We start from the raw sequence: 18,596 nt of genomic DNA on the forward strand, positions 1-18,596 counted from the left end.
GGTTGAACATGAAACGACCTGCTACATCTGCCTTCCCGCCCTGCGTACGGTGGAGGTGATGGGTTCTGTGAGGTACTGAAGCGCGGTCTGCTTGTTGCCCTCGATATAGACTTCCGCGGGCATGCCTGCCTGGAGCTTGAATTCGCTGATCAGCTTCAGCGATTCGGCGTCGGCGAGGATCATCACGTTGTAGTAGGGCAGGTTGCTCTGCCGATCGATCAGGCGGTCGCCCGAGACGTAGGTGACCCTGCCTGTCACCATGGTCGTGTTGCGGTACTTGAAGGCCGTGAACTTGACCCGCGCGCGTTGGTTGATATGGACGTTGCTGACATCCTCCGGACGGATGTGCGCCTCGATCATGAGCTGGGCGTCGCTCGGCACGACGTCCGCAATCGCTTCTCCGGCGCCGACGACGGCGCCAGGGGATGTGAACTTCAGGCCGATGACTTCGCCGCTTGCCGGGGCCACCACGACCTGGCGCTTGGCCGCATCGTCCGACTTGCGCTGTTCCTGCTCGATCTCGCTCAGGCGCTGGGTGGCGGCCTTGAGCTGGTCGCTCGCCGCTCTCACGTAATCGTTGCGCAGGGACTGGATCTTCATGTCGATCTCGCCCAGGCGCTGGGCGGCACGCGTAAGGTCCGTGCGCCGCTCCTCCACCTTGGCTGCGTACTCCATGACCGTGGATTCGATCTGGGAGATGCGGCTCGAGGAAATGAAGCCTTCCTTGGTGAGTCCGCGGTTGGCCTCGAGGTCGCTGCGCTGCAGTGCCAGCGAGTTCTGCGCCTGTGCGATCTGCGCCTTCACGCTGATGATTTCCTGCTCGACGCGCTCGCGCTGGGTGCGCATCAGCGCAGTGCCACTGTCCAGCGAATGGCGCTGGGCCTGGAAGAGGGAGATCTCCTTGAGCAGGGCTTGCTGGATGCGGCCGTCCTGCTCGCCCGCGCGCAACAGTTCGTCGTGAAAGACGAGCGTCTTTGAAAGGGCCTGCTCGGCCTCCAGGCGCGCCAGCGTCGCACGTTCGACATAGACGCGATAGCCCAGGCGGTTGCGGTCAGCATCCACGCGCACGTCACCCAGGATCAGCACCGGGTCGCCGGCCTTCACATGCTGGCCGTCGCGCACCAGCACTTCGCGCACGGTCCCACCCTCCAGGTGTTGCACCGGACGGCGGTTGAGATCCACCGTGACGAAGGCGGGCGCCACCACCGCCATGGACAGCGGGGCCAGAGCCGCCCACAGGCCGATGGGAACGATGGCCCCCAGCACGATCCAGCAGCCGCTGCGCACCAGGCGCCTGGCGTTCTCCTGGGTGCTGCGCATCCCGGTGGGAGGAACCAGTTGGAGTGTTGCTGCCGCGCTGCTCATGCCCGTTGCTCCATGCTCATGCCGCCTTCCGTCCCAGGATCACCTGGGATTGGCGCTGCATTTCCTTCATGACTTCAGCCGCCGGACCGAATTGCTGGACGCGGCCGGCCGCGAGCACCAGGATCTTGTCCACGTGGGCGATGAGCGAAGGCCGATGCGTCACGACGACCGAGGTCACGCCCGCGTCGTGCAGCGCACTCATCGCCTGCGCGAGGGCGATCTCGCCAGCACCGTCCAGGTTCGAGTTCGGTTCGTCCAGCACCACCAGTTGGGGATCCCCATAGAGCGCACGGGCGAGGGCCACGCGCTGGCGCTGGCCGGGCGAGAGCCGCGAGCCGTGCTCGCCCACCGGCGTGTCGTAGCCCTGGGGCAGGGTCAGGATCATGTCGTGCGCGTTGGCGCGAATGGCCGCCGCGACCACCGCCTCCGAGTCGACCTTGTCGAGGCGCGCAATGTTGTCTGCCACCGTGCCATCGAAGAGTTCCACATCCTGGGGCACGTAGCCGATATAGGGGCCCAGTTGTTCGCGCGGCCAGTACGCCACGTCGGCTCCGTCCAGACGCACCCGACCGGCGGTAGGTGTCCATACGCCCGTCAGCAGGCGGGCCAGCGTGGACTTGCCGGCGGCACTCGGGCCGACGATGGCGAGAGCTTCGCCCGCCGCGATGGAGAAGGCGACGCTCGTGAGTACCAGCGTGTCCATGCCCGGCGCGCGGTACGAGATGCTTTCGACGACCAGGCGGCCTTCTGGCCGCGGAATGACGACTCGCGGCTCGTTGCCCCGAAAATCCTTCGACAGCTCCACCAGGCGCCGGTAGGCAGCGCGCGCCTCGATCAGCGTGCGCCAGCTCGCCACCAGCTGTTCCACCGGTTGCACCGCGCGGCCCAGCAGGATGCTGGTTGCGATCATGACGCCGGCCGATGCCTGCTGGGTCAGCACCAGGTAGGCACCCAGGGCCAGCATGAGGATCTGGATGGTCTGGCGCACCGCCTTGGTTGCCGCGGTGAAGGCCACGGTGCTGCGGCTGGCATGGGTCTGCATCGCGGCGACCCGGTCCTGCAGCGCACGCCAGCGCACCAGCAGGCGCTGCGTCATTCCTAGCGCCTGCAGCACCTCGGCGTTGCGCAGCGAGCTTTCCACGTACTGCGAGGCGCGGCGGCCCTCGCTTTGCAGGATCTCGAAGGAGCGGCGGCTGGTGCGGTCGTTGAGCCATGCCAGCGCCAGCATGAGCAGGGCGGAGAACGCGGCGCCCACGCCCAGGGCAGGGTGGAACAGCCAGATCACTCCCACGTACACCACGACCCAGGGGGCATCGAACACAGCGATCACTCCGTTGGCGGCGAACACGGAGCGCAGCGACGTGACATCGCGGATGCCCTCGGTCCGCGTGCTGCCCGGCGCACGGGCCGCCCGTTCCACGATGGCGTTGACCACCGGCGGAGAGAGCCGCTCGTCGACCAGGATACCCACCACGTTCTGCAGCCGCGTGCGCACGTAGTCCAGCAGCGTGAGGATCAATAGCGCCACGCCGGTTCCTGCCAGCAGAACCATCAGCGTCTCCATGCTGTTGCTCGAGATCACGCGGTCGAACACCTGCAAGGTGAAGAACGCCGGGACCAGGAACAGCAGGTTGATGAAGAAGGAGAATGCCGCGATGTAGCCCAGCAGCGGTCGCAGTTCGCCCCACAGGGAGTTCATAGGCCGTTCCTCTGGTCGAGGGGCCAGTGCCTATTCGAGCCGCTGGCCTTGCACGGCAGGGGGCACGATGGCCCCGTCGCCGTTTGTGGCACCGCGAGCAGCACCTGCCGCTTCGTGGGCCTTCAGACGCTGGCTCAGCGCCTCGATCGTCTGCATCTGCTCCGCGCACAAGCGCGCCAGCTGTTGGGTGGTGTCGGACAGACCTTTGATCGCGATCGTCAACTCGTCCTTCTTGGTGTTGACCATGTTCATGCGCGCCATGACCACCGTGGCCACGTCGCGCGGGCTGAGGGCCCGCGCGGCTTGCTGCGGATTGCGACCTGGATCGCTCACCGACGGGGCCGGCTTGTCGACTCCGGCCGTCGTCTTGATTTGCTCGCTCATGCCCATTCCCTCCGATGTGCGTGGCCGTCAGGCCGTCAGGATGAAGTCAGCCTCCGTGACCGCATTGACACCGTTCCCCGGCACGCCCACGAGAAGGATGGAGTTCAATCCCTCGATCTCGATGAGCACGTCGGGGCCCGTGTCTGTGATGACCACCGACGTGGCGAACGTGGCCGAGTCGAACCCGTAGGCCGAGATGTCGATCCGGTCCTGTGCGTTGAGCGCATCCGGGCTGGCGTCGAAGCCGATGATCGTGTCGTTCCCGAAGCCCGGTGCGAACGCGAAGATATCGTTGCCGGCTCCACCGTTCATGGTGTCGTTGCCCAGGCCGCCGGTGATGTGGTCCGCGCCGGCACCCGTGCTGATGGTGTCGTTGCCGTCCTGGCCATGCACTGTATTCGCGCCAGCATCCAGGGTAATGGTGTCGTTGCCTTGGCTTCCGATGATGTTCTCGATCGCGTTGAGCGTGTCGCTGCCGGTGTCGGCCCCCGACGCCGTGGTGGTGGTGATCGTGGCGCCGGCCGTGGTCGCGGACAGGTCGTAGGTGTCGGACCCGGTGTCGCCGATATAGGTGTCGTTGCCGTCGTTCAGCGTGGCGATGAAGGTGTCGGCAGCGGCGCCGCCGTTGGCTGTGTCGTTGTCCAGGCCGCCGGTGATGATGTCGGCCCCGGCTTCGCCGTTGAGCGTGTCGTTGCCTGCGCCGCCGAGGATCATGTCCGCGCCGCCGCCGCCGCTGATGATGTCGGCCCCACCGCCGCCTTCCAGCGTGTTGGCGCCGGCGCCGCCGGTCAGAGTGTCTCCGGCCGAGGTGCCGATCACGTGCTCGATGGTCGCCAGGCTGTCGGTCCCGATGTCGGCACTGCTCGCGGTGCCGAGCACCAGGTTGACGGTTGCGGCCGCCGTCGTGGCGGACAGGTCGTAGGTGTCGTCGGTGCCCGCGGCACCGACGTAGGTGTCGTTGTTGTCGCCGACCGCGGCGAAGAAGGTGTCGTTGCCGGCACCGCCGTTCACCGAGTCGGCACCCGCGCCACCCGTCATCGCGTCGTCACCGGCGCCGCCGACCAGCGCGTTGGCGCCGGCGTCGCCGATCAGCGTGTCGTTGCCGCTGCCGCCGGTCACGTTCTCGATGCCGGCGATCGACTCGAAGCCCGTCGCGCTGCCGGTGCTCAGGTTCACCGCGACCGCCGTGGCCGTGGTGCCGTAGGTGAGGGTGTCGACGCCGCCCCCGAGGTCGGCCGTATAAGCCTCGATGCCCGCCACCGTGCTGCCCGCGAAGGCCGCGATGGCATTGCCGGCCAGCACCACAGCGAGGGTCTGGGCCGCAGCCCCGGGGCCGCCACTGATGTTCACCCGGTCGTTGGTTCCGTCGCCACCGTCGATCGCGTCGGAGCCGTCGCCGATGACGTAGTTGAAGGTGTCGTCGCCATCGTTGCCATTGAGCGTGTCTACTCCCGTCCCGCCAGCGATCGTGTCGTTGCCGAGGCCGCCGTGGACGGTGTCGTTGCCGGCGCCGGCATTGAGCGTGTCGTCGCCGCCCTGGCCGTCGATGAGGTTCGCGCCGCCATTGAGGGTGATGCTGTCATTGCCCTGGCTGCCGATGATGTTCTCGATCGCGTCAAGCTGGTCGCTGCCGGTCTCCGCGCTGCTCGACGACGCGGTGGTGACCGTTGCGCCGGCCGAGGTTGCCGACAGGTCGTAGGTGTCGACGCCGGCGCCACCGGCGTAGATGTCGCTGCCGTCGCCGACCGTGGCAAGAATTACGTCGTTGCCGGCCGCGCCGTTCACCGTGTCGTTGTCCGCACCGCCGGTCATCGTGTCGTTTTCGGTTCCACCGGCGAGCGAATCGGCGCCCGCTCCGCCGAGCAGGGTGTCGTTGCCGGCGCCGCCGTTCACCGTGTCGTTGTCATTGCCGCCGTCGAGCAGGTCATCTCCGGCCAGGCCGTTGAGAGTGTCAGTGCCGCCGCCGCCGTGGATCTCGTCCTGGCCGGCATTGCCAGTGAGCGTCTGGTTGGCCGGGTTCTCGGCGATGAAGTCGCCCGTCACGATCGTCGCCGCCGAGGTCACGGTTTCCGGGTGGCCCTGCAGGTCGGTGTAGCTCATCACGACCCGGATCTGGCGATTGACCTGGTCCTGGCCCGGCGTGAAGTTGTCGCCGATCGCGTTAGCGATGTTGGTGAACGCGCCGCCTCCGCCGACTGCACTCTGCTGCCACTGGAAGGTGAAGGTGCCCGGCAGGCCGTCGGCATCCGTGATCTCGTTGATCGCCTGCAGCGCGTATGTTTCCGTCGGCGTGGTGTCGGAGATGCGCAGCACGCCCAGCGGGGCCTCGTTGTTGCTCAGCACGGGCGCAGTCGGCGCCGAGTAGACGTTCTCGAGAACGTCGTTGGCGTCCTTGTAGATGGCTCGCACGCGCAGCACGAGTCCGGCGTGGAAGCCGTTGGGCGTGAAGGTCGGCCCGGTCGCGCGGGCGACCTCGCCGCCGGCGCCTTCGATCAGGATGTCCTCGAAGATGCCGGGCCGCACTTCGGCCTGCCAGAAGTAGGAGATCGGACCGGTGATCGCGCCGCTGCCCGGGTTGTCGGCGTCAGTGACGCCCAGGGCCGATGCGGTCAGTTCCTGGTCTTCGGTCGGCGTGGTGTCGCTGATGGTGAGGAACCCCAGCGGCTCGCTGTTCACGCCGAAGCCGATCAGCAGCGATTGGTCCGAGAACTGAAGTCGCTCGATATTACTGAGGATGTCGACGCCGTCCTCCCCGATCTCGCCTCCGACGACGCCATCGACCCAATGCGTGACCTCCCAGTAGCCCGTCTCCTGATTGAACACCGGGTCGTAGTTCGCCAGCACATCGCTGTACACGGCGGTGTCGAAGTCGGGATCGAAGGTGGGGGAGTTGGGGTCGGAACTCAGGATTTCCCTCACGATGCTGATCTGGCTTGGGTTCAGTTCGCCCGAGAACACCCGGTCCATGAGCTCCGTCATGCTCTTGGCGCGCACGGTGCCCACGCCACCGACGGCAGGCGCCTCCAGCTCCACATTGAGCCAGGCGTCGCCGTCGATGATGTCGTTGCCGCCGCGGCCGGTGATGATGTCGCTGCCGTCGCCGCCGAGGATGATGTTGCCGGCGAACGAAGTCACCGCGGTGCCCGTCATCGCGTCGAGCATCGCCTGCAGCCCGTCGATGAGGCCGATGTTGGTCAGCACGCTGCCCGTGGCGCCGGAAAGCGCCGCCGCATTGGCGTCGTTGTCGTCGCCGCTCAGCACGTCGCCGAAGGCCGAGCCCGACATGCCCTCGGTCGAAGTGAAGCGCGCCAGAACCGTCGCGTTGGACAGCGGCACCGGCGTCTCGTCGAAGGCGCGCAGCAGCAGGTCGGCGGTGACGCCGAACTGGTCGTCCTTGAAGACCGCCCAGTCGAAGCCGGACCCGCCTTCATAGCGGTCAACCTGGCCGCCGTTGCCGACCATGATGTCGTCCCCGCCTTCACCGTCCATGCGGTCGGAGATGGTGTTGCCGATGAAGACGTCGTGGCCCACGGTCTCGTCGCGCGAGAAGGCGTCGAAGTTCTCGCCGGCACTGCCGTCGGCCATGCCATGCTCGATCCAGTCGTCGCCTTCGTTGCCGAACACGAACTCGTTGCCGCGGGCACCCAGGATGAAGTCGTTGCCCGGCCCGCCGAAGGCTTCGGACGGATCTTCGCCGGTGACGATGAAGTCGCTGCCGAAGCCGCCGAGGATGAGGTTGAGGCCGTTGCCGCCATGGATGGCATCGTTGCCGTCGCCGCCCTGCATATTGTCGTCGCCACCCAGGTCGGTCATGATGTCGTCGCCGGCGCCGCCGAGCACGAAGTCGTTGCCGTCGCCGCCTTCGAGGCGGTCGTTGCCGCCGTCGCCATAGAGCGTGTCGTCGCCGATGCCGGCGATGATGATGTCATTGGCGCCAGTGCCGCCGAGCACCACATGGTCCTCGCCCGAGTACTGCAGGAAGTTCGTGTCCCCCCCGGCAGTCGCGGGGTTGTCGCGCAGCACGTCTCCCACCGGGTCGTCGCGGCCGTCGTCCCCCAGCCCGGTGAACTGTGCCGGCTGCTCCACTTCGAGCGTGAAGGCAGGCGTCGAGAAAACGTCTCCCGGCAGGTGGGTGGCGTCGGTGTTGGCCATGATCATCCGGGCGAAGGAGTTGTTCTCCAGTTCGGTCAGGAAGTTCAGGCCCTGCGTGCGTTCGAGGTAGTAGAAGCGGTCCCCGTCCTGGAGCTTTTCCATCTGCTCCTCGAAGACGAAGTTGAAGGTCGAGCCCAGCATGCCTCCGAAAGGCATGTTCTTCTCGGCCAGGCCGCCGATCCAGAAGTCGATGTCCTCGACACCGGTGTTGATGCCGGCCCAGGTCCCCGTGCCGTTCAGGAAGTCCAGCCGCTCGACGTTGAAAGCAGGATCGGCGAGTGGATCGCCGAACACCAGGTCCATGGCGGCTTCGCGCTTCTGGGCCGACGAGACCGCGCTCGTCACGGTCGCGTGCGTGCCGTAGGCGGCGATGAAGTTGATGAGCGATGGCGCGTTCTTCAGATTCGGCAGCAGGTCCACCCAGCTCGAGTAGGGCTTCAGCTGGGCATCCCCGGTGACTTCGTAGAAATCGCGGCGCGCCGCATTCAGCGAGGGCACGCCGGTGTCGCGGCCGCGCAGAATGTTGATGGTGGCCAGGTCCAGCGGAAGGCCCAGCAGGTTGTTGCGCAGTGCTTCCGTCACGAATTCGTCGATCTGGTTGCCCTGCTGTCGCGTGAGGCCGCGCGCAAGGGCTCCCGCCGCCTCGTCCGGTGTCGGACCGCTGGCGGCGAATTCCAGCGGGTTGAGGAAGGCAGCTATGAGGCCTAGCTGCTGATTGCCGGTCATGACCGGATTGCTGTCGCCGATCACGTTGAATTCCGGATCGTAGCGATCGACGGTCTCGGTCAGCATCGAGTGGCCGAAGCGATAGACCGTGTGCGCGAACTCGGCCACGATGGACGGATCGATCTCGGTGTCGTAGACCTGCGTGGCCGCAAAAAAGATGTCCACCTGCGGCTGCACCTTGCGTGCGAATTCCTCGAACACCAGGTGCTGGTACTGCATCTCGGTGCCGAAGCGGGCAGCCTGGAAGAGGCGTTCGCCATTCCATGAGCCGTCCGGCAGCTTCCAGTTGGCGATGAAGGCCGGATCGCCGGAGGCTTCGATCACCGCCTTGGTCTGCTCGACCAGCCGGTTGTGCTCGGCGTGGAACACATGGTGCACGGCGGTCAGCGCGATGTTCTCGTTGGCGCGGCCGTCGCCGGCGATGAAGTGCGCATCGAGCAGTTCGTTGTCGTACCCCGGGCCCGTGAGACCGACCGTGGTGTCCCCGTCGGCGGCCAAGGCCGCGCCGGTCTGGCTGTTGAATGGGTTGGCGTTGTGCGCGATGTCGTCCAGGAACGCATGGCCGGTGCGCGCGGGGTTCACCAACAGGGTATCGACCGGCTCGCTGGGTGTGCCCACCGCGACGACGTCATCGGTGGTGTTGAGAATGCCGTCAACGCCGGCGTTGATGATCACCTGCGCAAATCCGTTCTCGGCAGGAATGAACTTGCCGTAGGCATCGGTGCGCAGCAGCGGCAGGTTGACCACGTCGTAGTCGTTGAGCAGGATGCCCAGCATGTCGCGCGCCTGGGCCTTGACCATCGACCAGGTGGCCATGCCGCCGATCTCGTTGCCCTCGGCGTCCAGGCTGGTGTTGGTGATCAGCCGCCCGGTCGACACCGGCTTCGATTCGCCGTTGAGTTCGTACTCGCGCAGGAAGACCTGGTGGGAAGGATGCGAGGTATAGGTCTGGTTCTGGTCGACGAAGGGCGTGGTGCCGTTCTTGGCCTCCTGGTGGGTGTTGTCCAGGCTTTCATCGGCGGCTGTGGTCGGGTCGTCGACCAGGATGCCATCTGCGCCCGGTCCCTCGAACTGGGTGGCGCGGGTCAGCATCAGGAAGTTGGGCGCGCCTGGGGCCCAGAGCGGATCGTCCGACTGCAGCGGAACGAAGATCGCACCATCGCCTCCCTTCGCCACGAGGTCCAGGCCGTGGTCGAAGAACTGGCCGAAGAATGTCATCCACGCGTTGAACGGGGCCGACAGGCCCTCGTCCGGCGCGGTGTTGGGAATGAAGAAGACCTGTTTGTCGTCTGGGGTGCCGAAGATGCCGTCCAGCCCCGGGCTCGAGATGCTTTCACCCAAGCCGGCGGTCGCCGGATTGTTGGCGGTCTGGTCGACGATCAGGTTGGAGATGACGCGCGGGTCGGCATCGACCACGTCGCCGCTGCCCTCGTAGCCTTCGCGGAATGCCGGGTCCAGCAGCCTCGGGAAGAGGCCATCGGCGGCGCCGAATCCGGTCTGGCCCTGCACCAGGTTGTTGTAAGAGCCGTCGACCGTGCGCAGGCCGAACGCGACGCGGGAGTTGGGCAGGATGTCCGTGAGACTCTCACCGGCCGCATGCCGCTCGGAAATGATGATCTGGTCGAGGATGAACTGCAGGTCCGAGCGAATGAATCGGACGCCCTCGCTGTTGACCAGCGTTTCGGGGAGGGGGGTCGGCGGCGGATCCACCGCGATGGTGCCGCTCACGGCCGCGGTCGGCGCCGAGTAGACGTTCTCCAGCACGCCGTGGTCGTCCTTGTAGACGGCCCGCACGCGCAGCACCAGGCCGTCGAGGTCGGGGGTGACGCGGAAGCTCGTGCCGTCCGCCGTGGCCGGGCGGTCGCCGCCCAGGCTGACGATGTCCCGGAAGATGCCGGCGCCGTTGACCGGGTCGGGTTGGTACTGCCAGATGTAGCTGACGGGCCGGGATCCGATGTTGCCGCCGGCATTGTCGGTGTCGCCGATGCCGAGCGCCGACACGGTCAGCACCTCGTTCACGGACGGCACGAGGTCGTCACCGGAAAAATCGATAGTCAGACTGCCCGTGGGCTCGGCATTGAGGCCGAGGGGCGCAAGGACAACGGACTGGTCGCCGAACTGCAAGCGCTCGACATTGCGCAGGGTGTCGGTGCCGTCGGTGCCGACGTTGTCGCTGACCGTCGTGACGCCGTCGATGCCGGTGAAGACGCTGTAGTTGGCGAGCGGCCCCGAGAACGAGACGGTATCGAAGTCAGGCGTGTCCGACATCCTGATCTCGCGCACGATGCTGAGCTGGCTCGGATTGATCTCGCCGGACAGCATGTAGGGCACCAGGTCCTTCATGCTGTCGACGCTGGTGATCACCGGCTGGCCCGGCTGCGGGACGTGGCCCGTCACCGCGATCCGCACATTGAGCCAGGCATCGCCGTTGATGATGTCGTCCCCGCCGCGGCCTTCGATGATGTCGCTGCCCGCGCCACCGAGGATGATGTTGCCGCCCCCGAAGCTCGTGATGCCCGTGGGCAGGATGGCCGCCAGCCCGTTGATGAGGCCGATGTTGGTCAGCACGCTGCCCTTGGCGCCGGCCTCTGCGATCAGGGTCGCGTCGTTGTCGTCGCCGCGCAGCACGTCGGCGAATGCGGAGCCCGACAGGCCCTCGGTGAACGCGAAGCGGTCGAAGATGCCGGCGTTGGAGGGTGTCGCAGGCAGCTCGATGAAGTCGTTGACGATCATGTCGGCGGTCACGCCGTACTGGTCGAACTTGTAGATCGCCCAGTCGAAGCCGGAGCCGCCGTCGAAGTGGTCTTCGCCGTCGGAGCCGGAGAAGATGTCGTCGCCGCCTTCGCCGATGAGTTCGTCGAAGCCGCCGCCGGAGATCATCACGTCGTTGCCGATGATGTTGTCCTGGGCAGTCGGGTCGAAGCTGTCGCCGCTGGTGCCGTCCTGCGTGCCCAGCTCGATCCAGTCGTGGCCTTCATTGCCCAGTGTGGGCAGGTTGGTCTTGCTGCCGAGGATGAAGTCGTCACCCGCGCCCGCGAAGACTTCCGAGACGTCCTCGCCGGTGACGACGAAGTCCTTGCCGGCGCCGGCCACGATCAGGTTGGCGCCATTGCCGCCGTGGATGACGTCGTTGCCGTCGTCGCCCTTGATCACGTCGTCGCCGCCGCGGTCGGTGATGATGTCGTCGCCCGCGCCGCCCAGGATGTGGTCGTTGCCATCGCCGCCTTCGATGCGGTCGTTGCCGGCGTCACCGTAGATGGTGTCGTCGCCGAGGCTGGAGATCATGATGTCGTTGCCGGCCGTGCCGCCGAGCACGACATGCTCGTCACCGGTATAGCGCAGGTAGTTGCTGTCGTTGCCCGGCGTGGCGGGGTTGTTGCGGATCACCAGCGGGATGTGCTCGCCGATGATGCCTTCATCCTCGGTGAGCGGGTCGGCGGCGCCGAGCCCGTCGTTGAACTGGTTCACCGGGTTGACTTCGAGGATCAGGCCCGGCGTCGAGAAGATGTCCGCCGGCAGGTGCACGTTGTCCGTGTTCTGCATCACCAGCTTGGCGAACGTGTTGTTCTCCATCTCGGTGAGGAAATTGAGACCCGCCAGGCGCGAGAGGTAGTAGAAGCGGTCGCCGTTCTGCAGCGCCTCCATCTGGGTCTCGAAGACGAAGTTGAAAGTCGACCCGAGCAGGCCGCCGAAGGGCATCTGCTCCTCGGCCAGGCCGCCGATCCACAGGTCGATGTGGTCCACGCCGCCCAGTGCGGTGGCATAAGTGCCTTCGGCGTTCAGGAACTGCAGCCGGTCCGCGGGTTCCCCTGCGCCACCCATCACCAGCAAGGTCGCGGCGGCGCGCTTGTCCGCCATCGTGGTGGCGCTGGTGATCGTGGCATGCGTGCCATAGGCGGCAATGAAATTGATGACCGACGCCTCGTGCTTCAGGTGCTGCGCGAGGTCGGTCCAGCTCGTGTAGGGCTTGAGCTGGCTGTCCTGCGTCATTGCAAAGAACTCGCGGCGCGCGTCATTGAGCGTCGGGATGCCGGTGTCGCGACCGCGCGCAATGTTCAGCGCGCCCAGGTCGAGCGGCAGTCCGAGCAGGTTCGTGCGGACCGCGTCGGTGACGAACTCGTCGATCTCGTTGCCTTCCTGGCGGGTCATGCCGCGCACGATGGCGCCAGCCGCCTGCGCGGGGGTCAGGGTGCCGTTCTCGTTGAATTCGAGCGGGTTGAGGAATGCTTCGATCAGGTCGACATCGTTCGGCACGAAGGTGGGAGACAGGCGGTCCACGCTCTCGGTCAGCATCGAGTGGCCGACGCGGAACACCGCGTGCGCGAACTCGGCGACGATAGCCGGATTGATGGTGGTGTCGTAGTTGGTCTCGGGCAGGAACGCGTCGACGTTCGGCTGCATCTTGCGCGCGAACTCCTCGAACACGAGGTGCTGGTACTGCATCTCGGTGGCGAAGCGGGCGGCCTGGAAGATGCGTTCGCCGTTCCAGACGCCGGGCGACAGCTGCCACGAGGCAATGAAGGCGGCATCCCCGGTAGCCATCACCGTGGCCTTGATCTCGTCGACCTGGCGGTTGTGCTCGGAGTGGAACACGTGGTGGACGGCCGTCAGCGCGATGTTCTCGTTGCCGCGGCCGTCGCCGGTGATGAAGTGCCGATCGAGCAGTTCGTTGTCGTAGGTGCCTTGTTCCGAGAGGCCGATCAGGTTGTCGCTGTCGGCTTCCATCAGCGCGCCCGTCTGGCTGTTCACCGGATTGGCGGCGTGCGCGATGTCGTTCAGGAAGGCATGGCCGGTGCGCAGCGCGTTGACCTCGAAGGTGTTGATCGGGTTGGCGGCAGTGCCGGATACCACGACGTCGTCCGCCGTGTTCCGGATGCCGTCCAGGCCGGCGCCGGTGATGACCTGGGCAAAGCCGTTGGCGTCGGGGATGAACTTGCCGTAGGGGTCGGTCCGCAGCTCGGGCAAGTTGAGAACGTCGTAGTCGGTGAGTTCGATGCCGAGCATCAGGGCCTGTGCCTTGACCTCGCCCCAGGTGGTGAGACCGCCGTTGGAGCCGTCGAGCAGCTTGCCGGTGGCGACGGGGTGGAGACCATTAGGCCCGGGCGCCATGACGTACTCTCGCAGGAACACCTGGTGCGAAGCGTGCGAGGTGTAGGTCTGGTTCTGGTCGACGAAAGGTGTCGTCTGGTTGGTCTGCTCGCGCACGTCATCAAGGCTCTCGTCGACGACGGTCGCGGGGTCGTCGCCCACGACCCCATCCGGGCCTGGCAGGTTGGTGGCGCGCGTCAGCACCATGAAGCGCTGGTTGAGGGGCAGGTCATCGCCGGTGCCGAACTGGCCGTCGGCGCCGGCGATCAGGGGATCGTCCGCCTGGAGCGGGATGAACACCGTTCCGTTTCCACCCTTGTTGACGAGGTCGAGCCCGTGGTCGAAGAACTGGCCGAAGAAAGTGAACCATGAATTGAACGGGGCCGACAGGCCCTCGTCCGGTGTCACGTTGGGAATCTGCAGCAGCGTTCCGGCGGGCACGACGGCACCCGCGGTGCCATCGGCGTTCGCGTAGTGCAGCACCTGTTCGACGAAGACCCCCAGCCCCGCGTCCACGAAGGCCTGTGCGGCCGCCGGGTTGTTGCTGGTCATGTCGGCGACCAGGTTGCTGATCAGGCGCGGGTCGGCGTCGGCCACGTCGCCGAGGGCGCCGTAGTCCGTGTTCGTGATCGGGCCGGCGGGGCCCTCGGGGCCATCCGGATCGAAGCTGTCGCCGTCCGCGTCGTTCTGGTGAGCCGGGTCGACGAGGCGCGGGAAGGGCTGGTCCGCGGCACCGAAGTTGGTCTGCCCCGGCATCAGGTTGTTGTACGTCCCGTCGACCGTTCGCAAGCCGAGTGGCGCAAAAGTGTTCGGCATGAGGCTCGCGAGATCCGTCCCCGCTGCGTGCGCCTCCGCGACAAGAATCTGCTGAAGAATGAAGTCGAGATCGGACCTAATCAGCGATGCCATTTCGATTCTCCTCAAGACGTTCCCATGTCAGGGCCCGAACCTCGGCCAACTCGAATTGGTTCAAGGACCCCCAAAACTGGCAACAAATCGTGCACGGCGCTACCCGGCAACTTCTCTCTGAGAAGTTGCCGGATCAGGCCTTGGGAGTGGGGGTCAGGACCGACGTCGTCGGCCGACGGCACGCCAGCGGCTGTCGCTGGCGTCGCGAGCTGTGCGCGATGAGGTGATGCAAACGCAGTCCGTAGAGGCGTGGCAACGCCGTTCGATACGAACCGTGGACGTGACGTGGGGCCTAGACATATATCCTCCGCCGGATGCCTTGATCTTGTAAAGCGGACTTACGTCGGCGCGCCGGTCATCCACTCTTGCGAGTGTGCTTGCGGTGGTCGATGCTGATGACTTGCGTCACCAACAGACACAATGTACAAGTTCTGTCCCACGAAGGCAAACCTTTTTTCTTACATTACCATGTGTAAGCTGACTAACACCTGACTTGATAAGAAATAGCGAGGGGGACTTCCGTCGGCCCGCTCGACCGAGCGTCGTCTCGAGGTATGGCGGTGTGGACGGGATGGAGCATCCCGACACACAACAGCGCAACTAGTCGCAGCGCCCTGGTAGCCGATCGCCGCAAGGCAGCGCGCCCAGGTCGTGCAGCTCGGCCCTCGCCGCCTTTACCGCCTTCACCGCCGTGTCGCCGTTGCCGCAGCCGCGTGTCGCGCAGCGTGCGTCGTCCCATTGATCCCAGCGTGTGCTCTAATCGCAAGATGACATTTGGCATGTTGACAAATGCCAATTTCCTCCCAGAGACATCCAGGCATGAGCACGACGACCAAGGCGCCCAGCGCCAAACCCGCCTTGCGGCAACTGCAGACCCTGCCCGAGCAGATCGCCGAGCGCATCTTCGAGTCGATCGCCAACGGCGACTACGGGCCGGGCGACCGCATTCGCGAAGAAGCGCTTTCCGAGCAGTTCGAAGTCAGCCGCGGCCCGGTGCGCGAAGCACTGCGCATCCTCGAGAAGGACGCGGTGGTGCGCATACTTCCCAATCGCGGCGCCCATGTCACGCAGCTCTCGATCAAGGAGGTGGCCGACATCTTCGAGATCCGTCGCACCCTGTCCGGCGCAATGATCGCCCGCCTGTCGGTCGATGACGCCGCACGCCTGGCGGCTGCCATCGATGCCGACGTCCGGACGCTCGATGCGCTGGCCCAGGAGCCCGATGGCAGCGCCGAGTACTTCCAGACCTCCTACCGTCTCAGCCGCACCCTGCGCGAGGCGTGCAGCAACGAGCGCATGGGCGAGATCCTGGCTTCGCTGTCGCGCCAGACCTTGCGCTACACGCAGCTCGGCCTGGCGACGCCGGCCCGGCGCAAGGAGTCGGCGCGCAACTGGCGCGTCATGCAGAAGGCCATGAAGGCAGGCAACGTCCAGGCCGCCGCCGAAGCGGCCGAGAAGCTGATCGAGGACTCCAAGCGCGAAGCCATCAAGCAGCTCGAGGCGCGTCCGTCGGCCATCGCCGGCTGAGGTCGTCTAGCGGCCCTAGTCCGCAGCGCCGAGGACCATGACCATGTACGCGGACATGACCAGCCCGCCGGCCTGAAGCAGGCAGTTGCGCGCATTCGGCACCTGGCGCTCGCCGCAGTCGCCGCGCAACTGGCGCACCGATTCGATCATCAGCGGCATGCCGAACATGCCCCCGTGATTGAATGACAGTCCACCGCCCGAGGTGTTCATCGGGAACGCGCCCCCCGGCGCGATGCGCCCGCCTTCGACGAAGGCCCCGCTCTCGCCGCGCCCGCAGAAGCCCAGTTCCTCGAGGCCGATCAGCACGTTGATCGTGAAGGCGTCGTAGATCTGCACGATGTCGATGTCCGGGCGGCCCAGGCCGGCGCGTTGCAGCGCGAGGCGGCCCATCGCGGCGAGCACGCCGTTGTCGATCCAGTCGTCGATGCCGAAGGGCGTGGCGTGCTGGATGTACTGCTCGGCGAAGCCCCGCACCAGCACCGGCGGGCGGCGCAGGTCGCGCGCCCGCTCGGCCCGCACCAGCACGATCGCGCCGGCGCTGTCGCTGACCTGGCAGATGTCGAACTTGCGCAGCGGGTCGGCGATCATCGGCGCCGCCAGGTAGTCTTCCATCGTCAGCGGCGAGCGGGCGATGGCGTCCGGATTGAGCTGCGCCCAGCGCCTGGCTGCCAGCGCGACCTCGCCCAGGTCCTCCGGGCGGGTGCCGTAGCGATGCATGTGCAGGCGCGCCTGCATCGCATAGAAGCCGATCGGGCTCAGCATGCCGTAGGGGAGCACGAACTGGCCGCTGGGCATGCGCGCATCCTGTGCATGCCCGCCGCGCTGGCGGCTGCGGTCCAGCCGCTGGGTGCTGCCGTAGGTGATCAGGGCAGCCTCGCAGAGCCCGGCCTCCATCGCCGCCATCGCATGGGCGACATGCGTCAGGTTCGACTGGCCGCCGACGACGGTGCTGTCGACATGACGCGGCGACAGGCCCATGTACTCCGTGACCAGCAGCCCCGCGGCGCGGTCGTCCCAATGGGCGAAGACACCATCGATGTCGGTAGGCTTCAGCCCGGCATCGAGGATCGCCTGCCGCGCCGCTTCGCATTGCAGCGACAGGGCGGTGTCGCCCGGCCGGGCCTTTCCCATGCCGGCCTCGCCGACGCCCACGACGGCATAGCGGCCGCTCAGCGCTTTCGGGTCCATGTCTGTCCTTTCAGGCCTTGGCCGCCTCGGCGGCGAGCTGGGCGCGCACATCCTTCTTGAGCACCTTGCCGACCGGGCTGCGCGGCAGCGTCGGCCAGAACGCGACCTGCTTGGGCGTCTTCAGGCTGCCGAAGCGCGTCTTGCACAGGTCGATGATCTCGTCGGCGGACGCGCTGCTGCCGGCCTTGAGTTCGACCACCGCGGTCAGGCGTTCGCCCCAGTCGGGGTCGGGCACGCCGACCACCGCGCAGTCCTGCACCGCCGGGTGGCTCCAGATCACCTGCTCGATCTCGCTCGGGTAGATGTTGAATCCGCCGGAGATCACCATGTCCTTCTTGCGGTCGACCACATAGAGGAAGCCGTTCTCGTCGAACACGCCGATGTCGCCGGTGTGGTGCCAGCCGAAGGCACGGGCCTCGGCGGTGGCCTCCGGGTTGTTGAAGTAGCCCGGCGACACCAGCTCGCCGCGGGCCACGATCTCGCCGCGCTCGCCGGTCGGCACGATGTTGCCCTGGTCGTCCATCAGCGCCACCTCGCAGGCGCCCGAAGGGCGGCCGGCCGAGGCGAGGTGCTTGTCGAGCTCGGGGTCGCCGTGCACGAAATGGTCCTTGCGCGACAGGCAGGTGATCACGCCGGGCACCTCGGACTGGCCGTAGCTCTGCATGAAGACCTGGCCCCAGCGGGCCAGCCCCTCGCGCAGCTTGTCGACCGACATCGGCGCGGCGCCGTACAGCACGTATTCGAGCGAGGAGCAGTCGCGCGTCGCGACGTCGGGGTGCGCCAGCAGGCGATAGATCAGGGTGGGCGGCAGGAAGATGTGCGTCACGCGCTCGCGCTCGATCGCTTCCAGGATCACGCCGGGGTCGGCCGCGGGAGCGATCACGTTGCGCGTGCCGAAGCGCGACAGCGCGACCATGGTCGCGCCCGCGGCGTGCGTGAGAGGCGCGACCACCAGGTGCACCGGCTCCTTGCGCGGCGGCGTGAACTGGTTGGCGATGCGGTAGGCGGTCTCGAGCGAGCGGTGGCTCTGCATGATCGCCTTCGGCCGGCCGGTCGTGCCGCCCGAGGACTTGATGAGCGCGATGTCGTCCGGGTCGCGCTGTACGGCCACGCGCTGGCCGGCGAAGCTCTTCATCCAGCGGGCGATGTCTTCGCCGTCGCGCTCGAGTGGCCCGGTCAGGCCGATGACGCGCTTGAGCGTCGGTATCCCGGCCTTCAGGCGCTCGAGCTGCGGCGCGTATTGCGCGTGGCAGATCAACACCGCGACTTCGCAGAAGCTGGCGAACCAGACGATGTCCTCGATCGGGTCGCGGGCGTTGAGCGGCACGAAGACCGCGCCGCTGCGCATCACGCCCAGCATCGCCGGCAGCACCATCGGATGGTTGGGAGAGAGCACGGCCACGTGCGTGCCCGGCTGCACCTCGCGCACCAATGCGGCGGCCACCGCGTGCGAGGCGTCGGCCGCTTCGCGGTAGGTCATGCGCAGCTCGCCGCCCTGGACGAACACGCGGTCGGGGAAGGCCGTGGCGCCGGCGTCGAAGGAATCGATGATCATCTG

The 18,596-nt window shown here is 66.6% G+C and carries 7 protein-coding genes; 1 reads left to right on the top strand and 6 read right to left on the bottom strand.

Going from position 1 to position 18,596, the window contains the following annotated elements; all coding sequences use genetic code 11:
• Positions 1-21: 21 nt before the first annotated feature.
• Genes QTI45_RS16060 through QTI45_RS16075 form a run of 4 tightly spaced genes read right to left on the bottom strand, consistent with a single transcriptional unit; the run spans position 22 to position 14,323 of the window.
• Positions 22-1,365, bottom strand: coding sequence for an HlyD family type I secretion periplasmic adaptor subunit (locus QTI45_RS16060; protein ID WP_286655092.1), 1,344 nt, complete (start codon positions 1,363-1,365; stop codon positions 22-24).
• Positions 1,366-1,381: 16 nt separating this feature from the next.
• Positions 1,382-3,064, bottom strand: a complete 1,683-nt coding sequence (locus tag QTI45_RS16065; RefSeq protein WP_286655093.1) for a type I secretion system permease/ATPase — start codon at positions 3,062-3,064, stop codon at positions 1,382-1,384.
• A gap of 30 nt (positions 3,065-3,094) precedes the next feature.
• Entirely contained in the window at positions 3,095-3,448 is a 354-nt protein-coding gene (locus QTI45_RS16070) for a hypothetical protein (protein ID WP_286655094.1), read from the bottom strand.
• A gap of 27 nt (positions 3,449-3,475) precedes the next feature.
• Positions 3,476-14,323, bottom strand: coding sequence for a peroxidase family protein (locus QTI45_RS16075; protein WP_286655095.1), 10,848 nt, complete (start codon positions 14,321-14,323; stop codon positions 3,476-3,478).
• Between the two features lie 819 nt (positions 14,324-15,142).
• Here QTI45_RS16075 and QTI45_RS16080 point away from each other — a divergent pair.
• Complete coding sequence (locus tag QTI45_RS16080; protein ID WP_286655096.1) at positions 15,143-15,850, top strand: GntR family transcriptional regulator; 708 nt, start codon at positions 15,143-15,145, stop codon at positions 15,848-15,850.
• 15 nt (positions 15,851-15,865) lie between these two features.
• On the opposite strand, the gene QTI45_RS16085 is transcribed toward QTI45_RS16080, so the two are convergent.
• Positions 15,866-17,038, bottom strand: a complete 1,173-nt coding sequence (locus tag QTI45_RS16085; protein WP_286655097.1) for an acetyl-CoA acetyltransferase — start codon at positions 17,036-17,038, stop codon at positions 15,866-15,868.
• Between the two features lie 10 nt (positions 17,039-17,048).
• Positions 17,049-18,593, bottom strand: a complete 1,545-nt coding sequence (locus QTI45_RS16090; RefSeq protein WP_286655098.1) for an AMP-binding protein — start codon at positions 18,591-18,593, stop codon at positions 17,049-17,051.
• Between the last annotated feature and the right edge of the window lie 3 nt (positions 18,594-18,596).

The sequence above is a fragment of the Variovorax saccharolyticus genome (assembly GCF_030316765.1).
Lineage (GTDB): Bacteria > Pseudomonadota > Gammaproteobacteria > Burkholderiales > Burkholderiaceae_C > Variovorax > Variovorax saccharolyticus.

Bases quoted from the DNA above. Each gene is read 5' to 3' on its own strand.
- QTI45_RS16070 (WP_286655094.1), bottom strand. From the start codon at position 3,448: ATGAGCGAGCAAATCAAGACGACGGCCGGAGTCGACAAGCCGGCCCCG.
- QTI45_RS16085 (WP_286655097.1), bottom strand. From the start codon at position 17,038: ATGGACCCGAAAGCGCTGAGCGGCCGCTATGCCGTCGTGGGCGTCGGC.
- QTI45_RS16080 (WP_286655096.1), top strand. From the start codon at position 15,143: ATGAGCACGACGACCAAGGCGCCCAGCGCCAAACCCGCCTTGCGGCAA.
- QTI45_RS16065 (WP_286655093.1), bottom strand. From the start codon at position 3,064: ATGAACTCCCTGTGGGGCGAACTGCGACCGCTGCTGGGCTACATCGCG.
- QTI45_RS16075 (WP_286655095.1), bottom strand. From the start codon at position 14,323: ATGGCATCGCTGATTAGGTCCGATCTCGACTTCATTCTTCAGCAGATT.
- QTI45_RS16060 (WP_286655092.1), bottom strand. From the start codon at position 1,365: ATGAGCAGCGCGGCAGCAACACTCCAACTGGTTCCTCCCACCGGGATG.
- QTI45_RS16090 (WP_286655098.1), bottom strand. From the start codon at position 18,593: ATGATCATCGATTCCTTCGACGCCGGCGCCACGGCCTTCCCCGACCGC.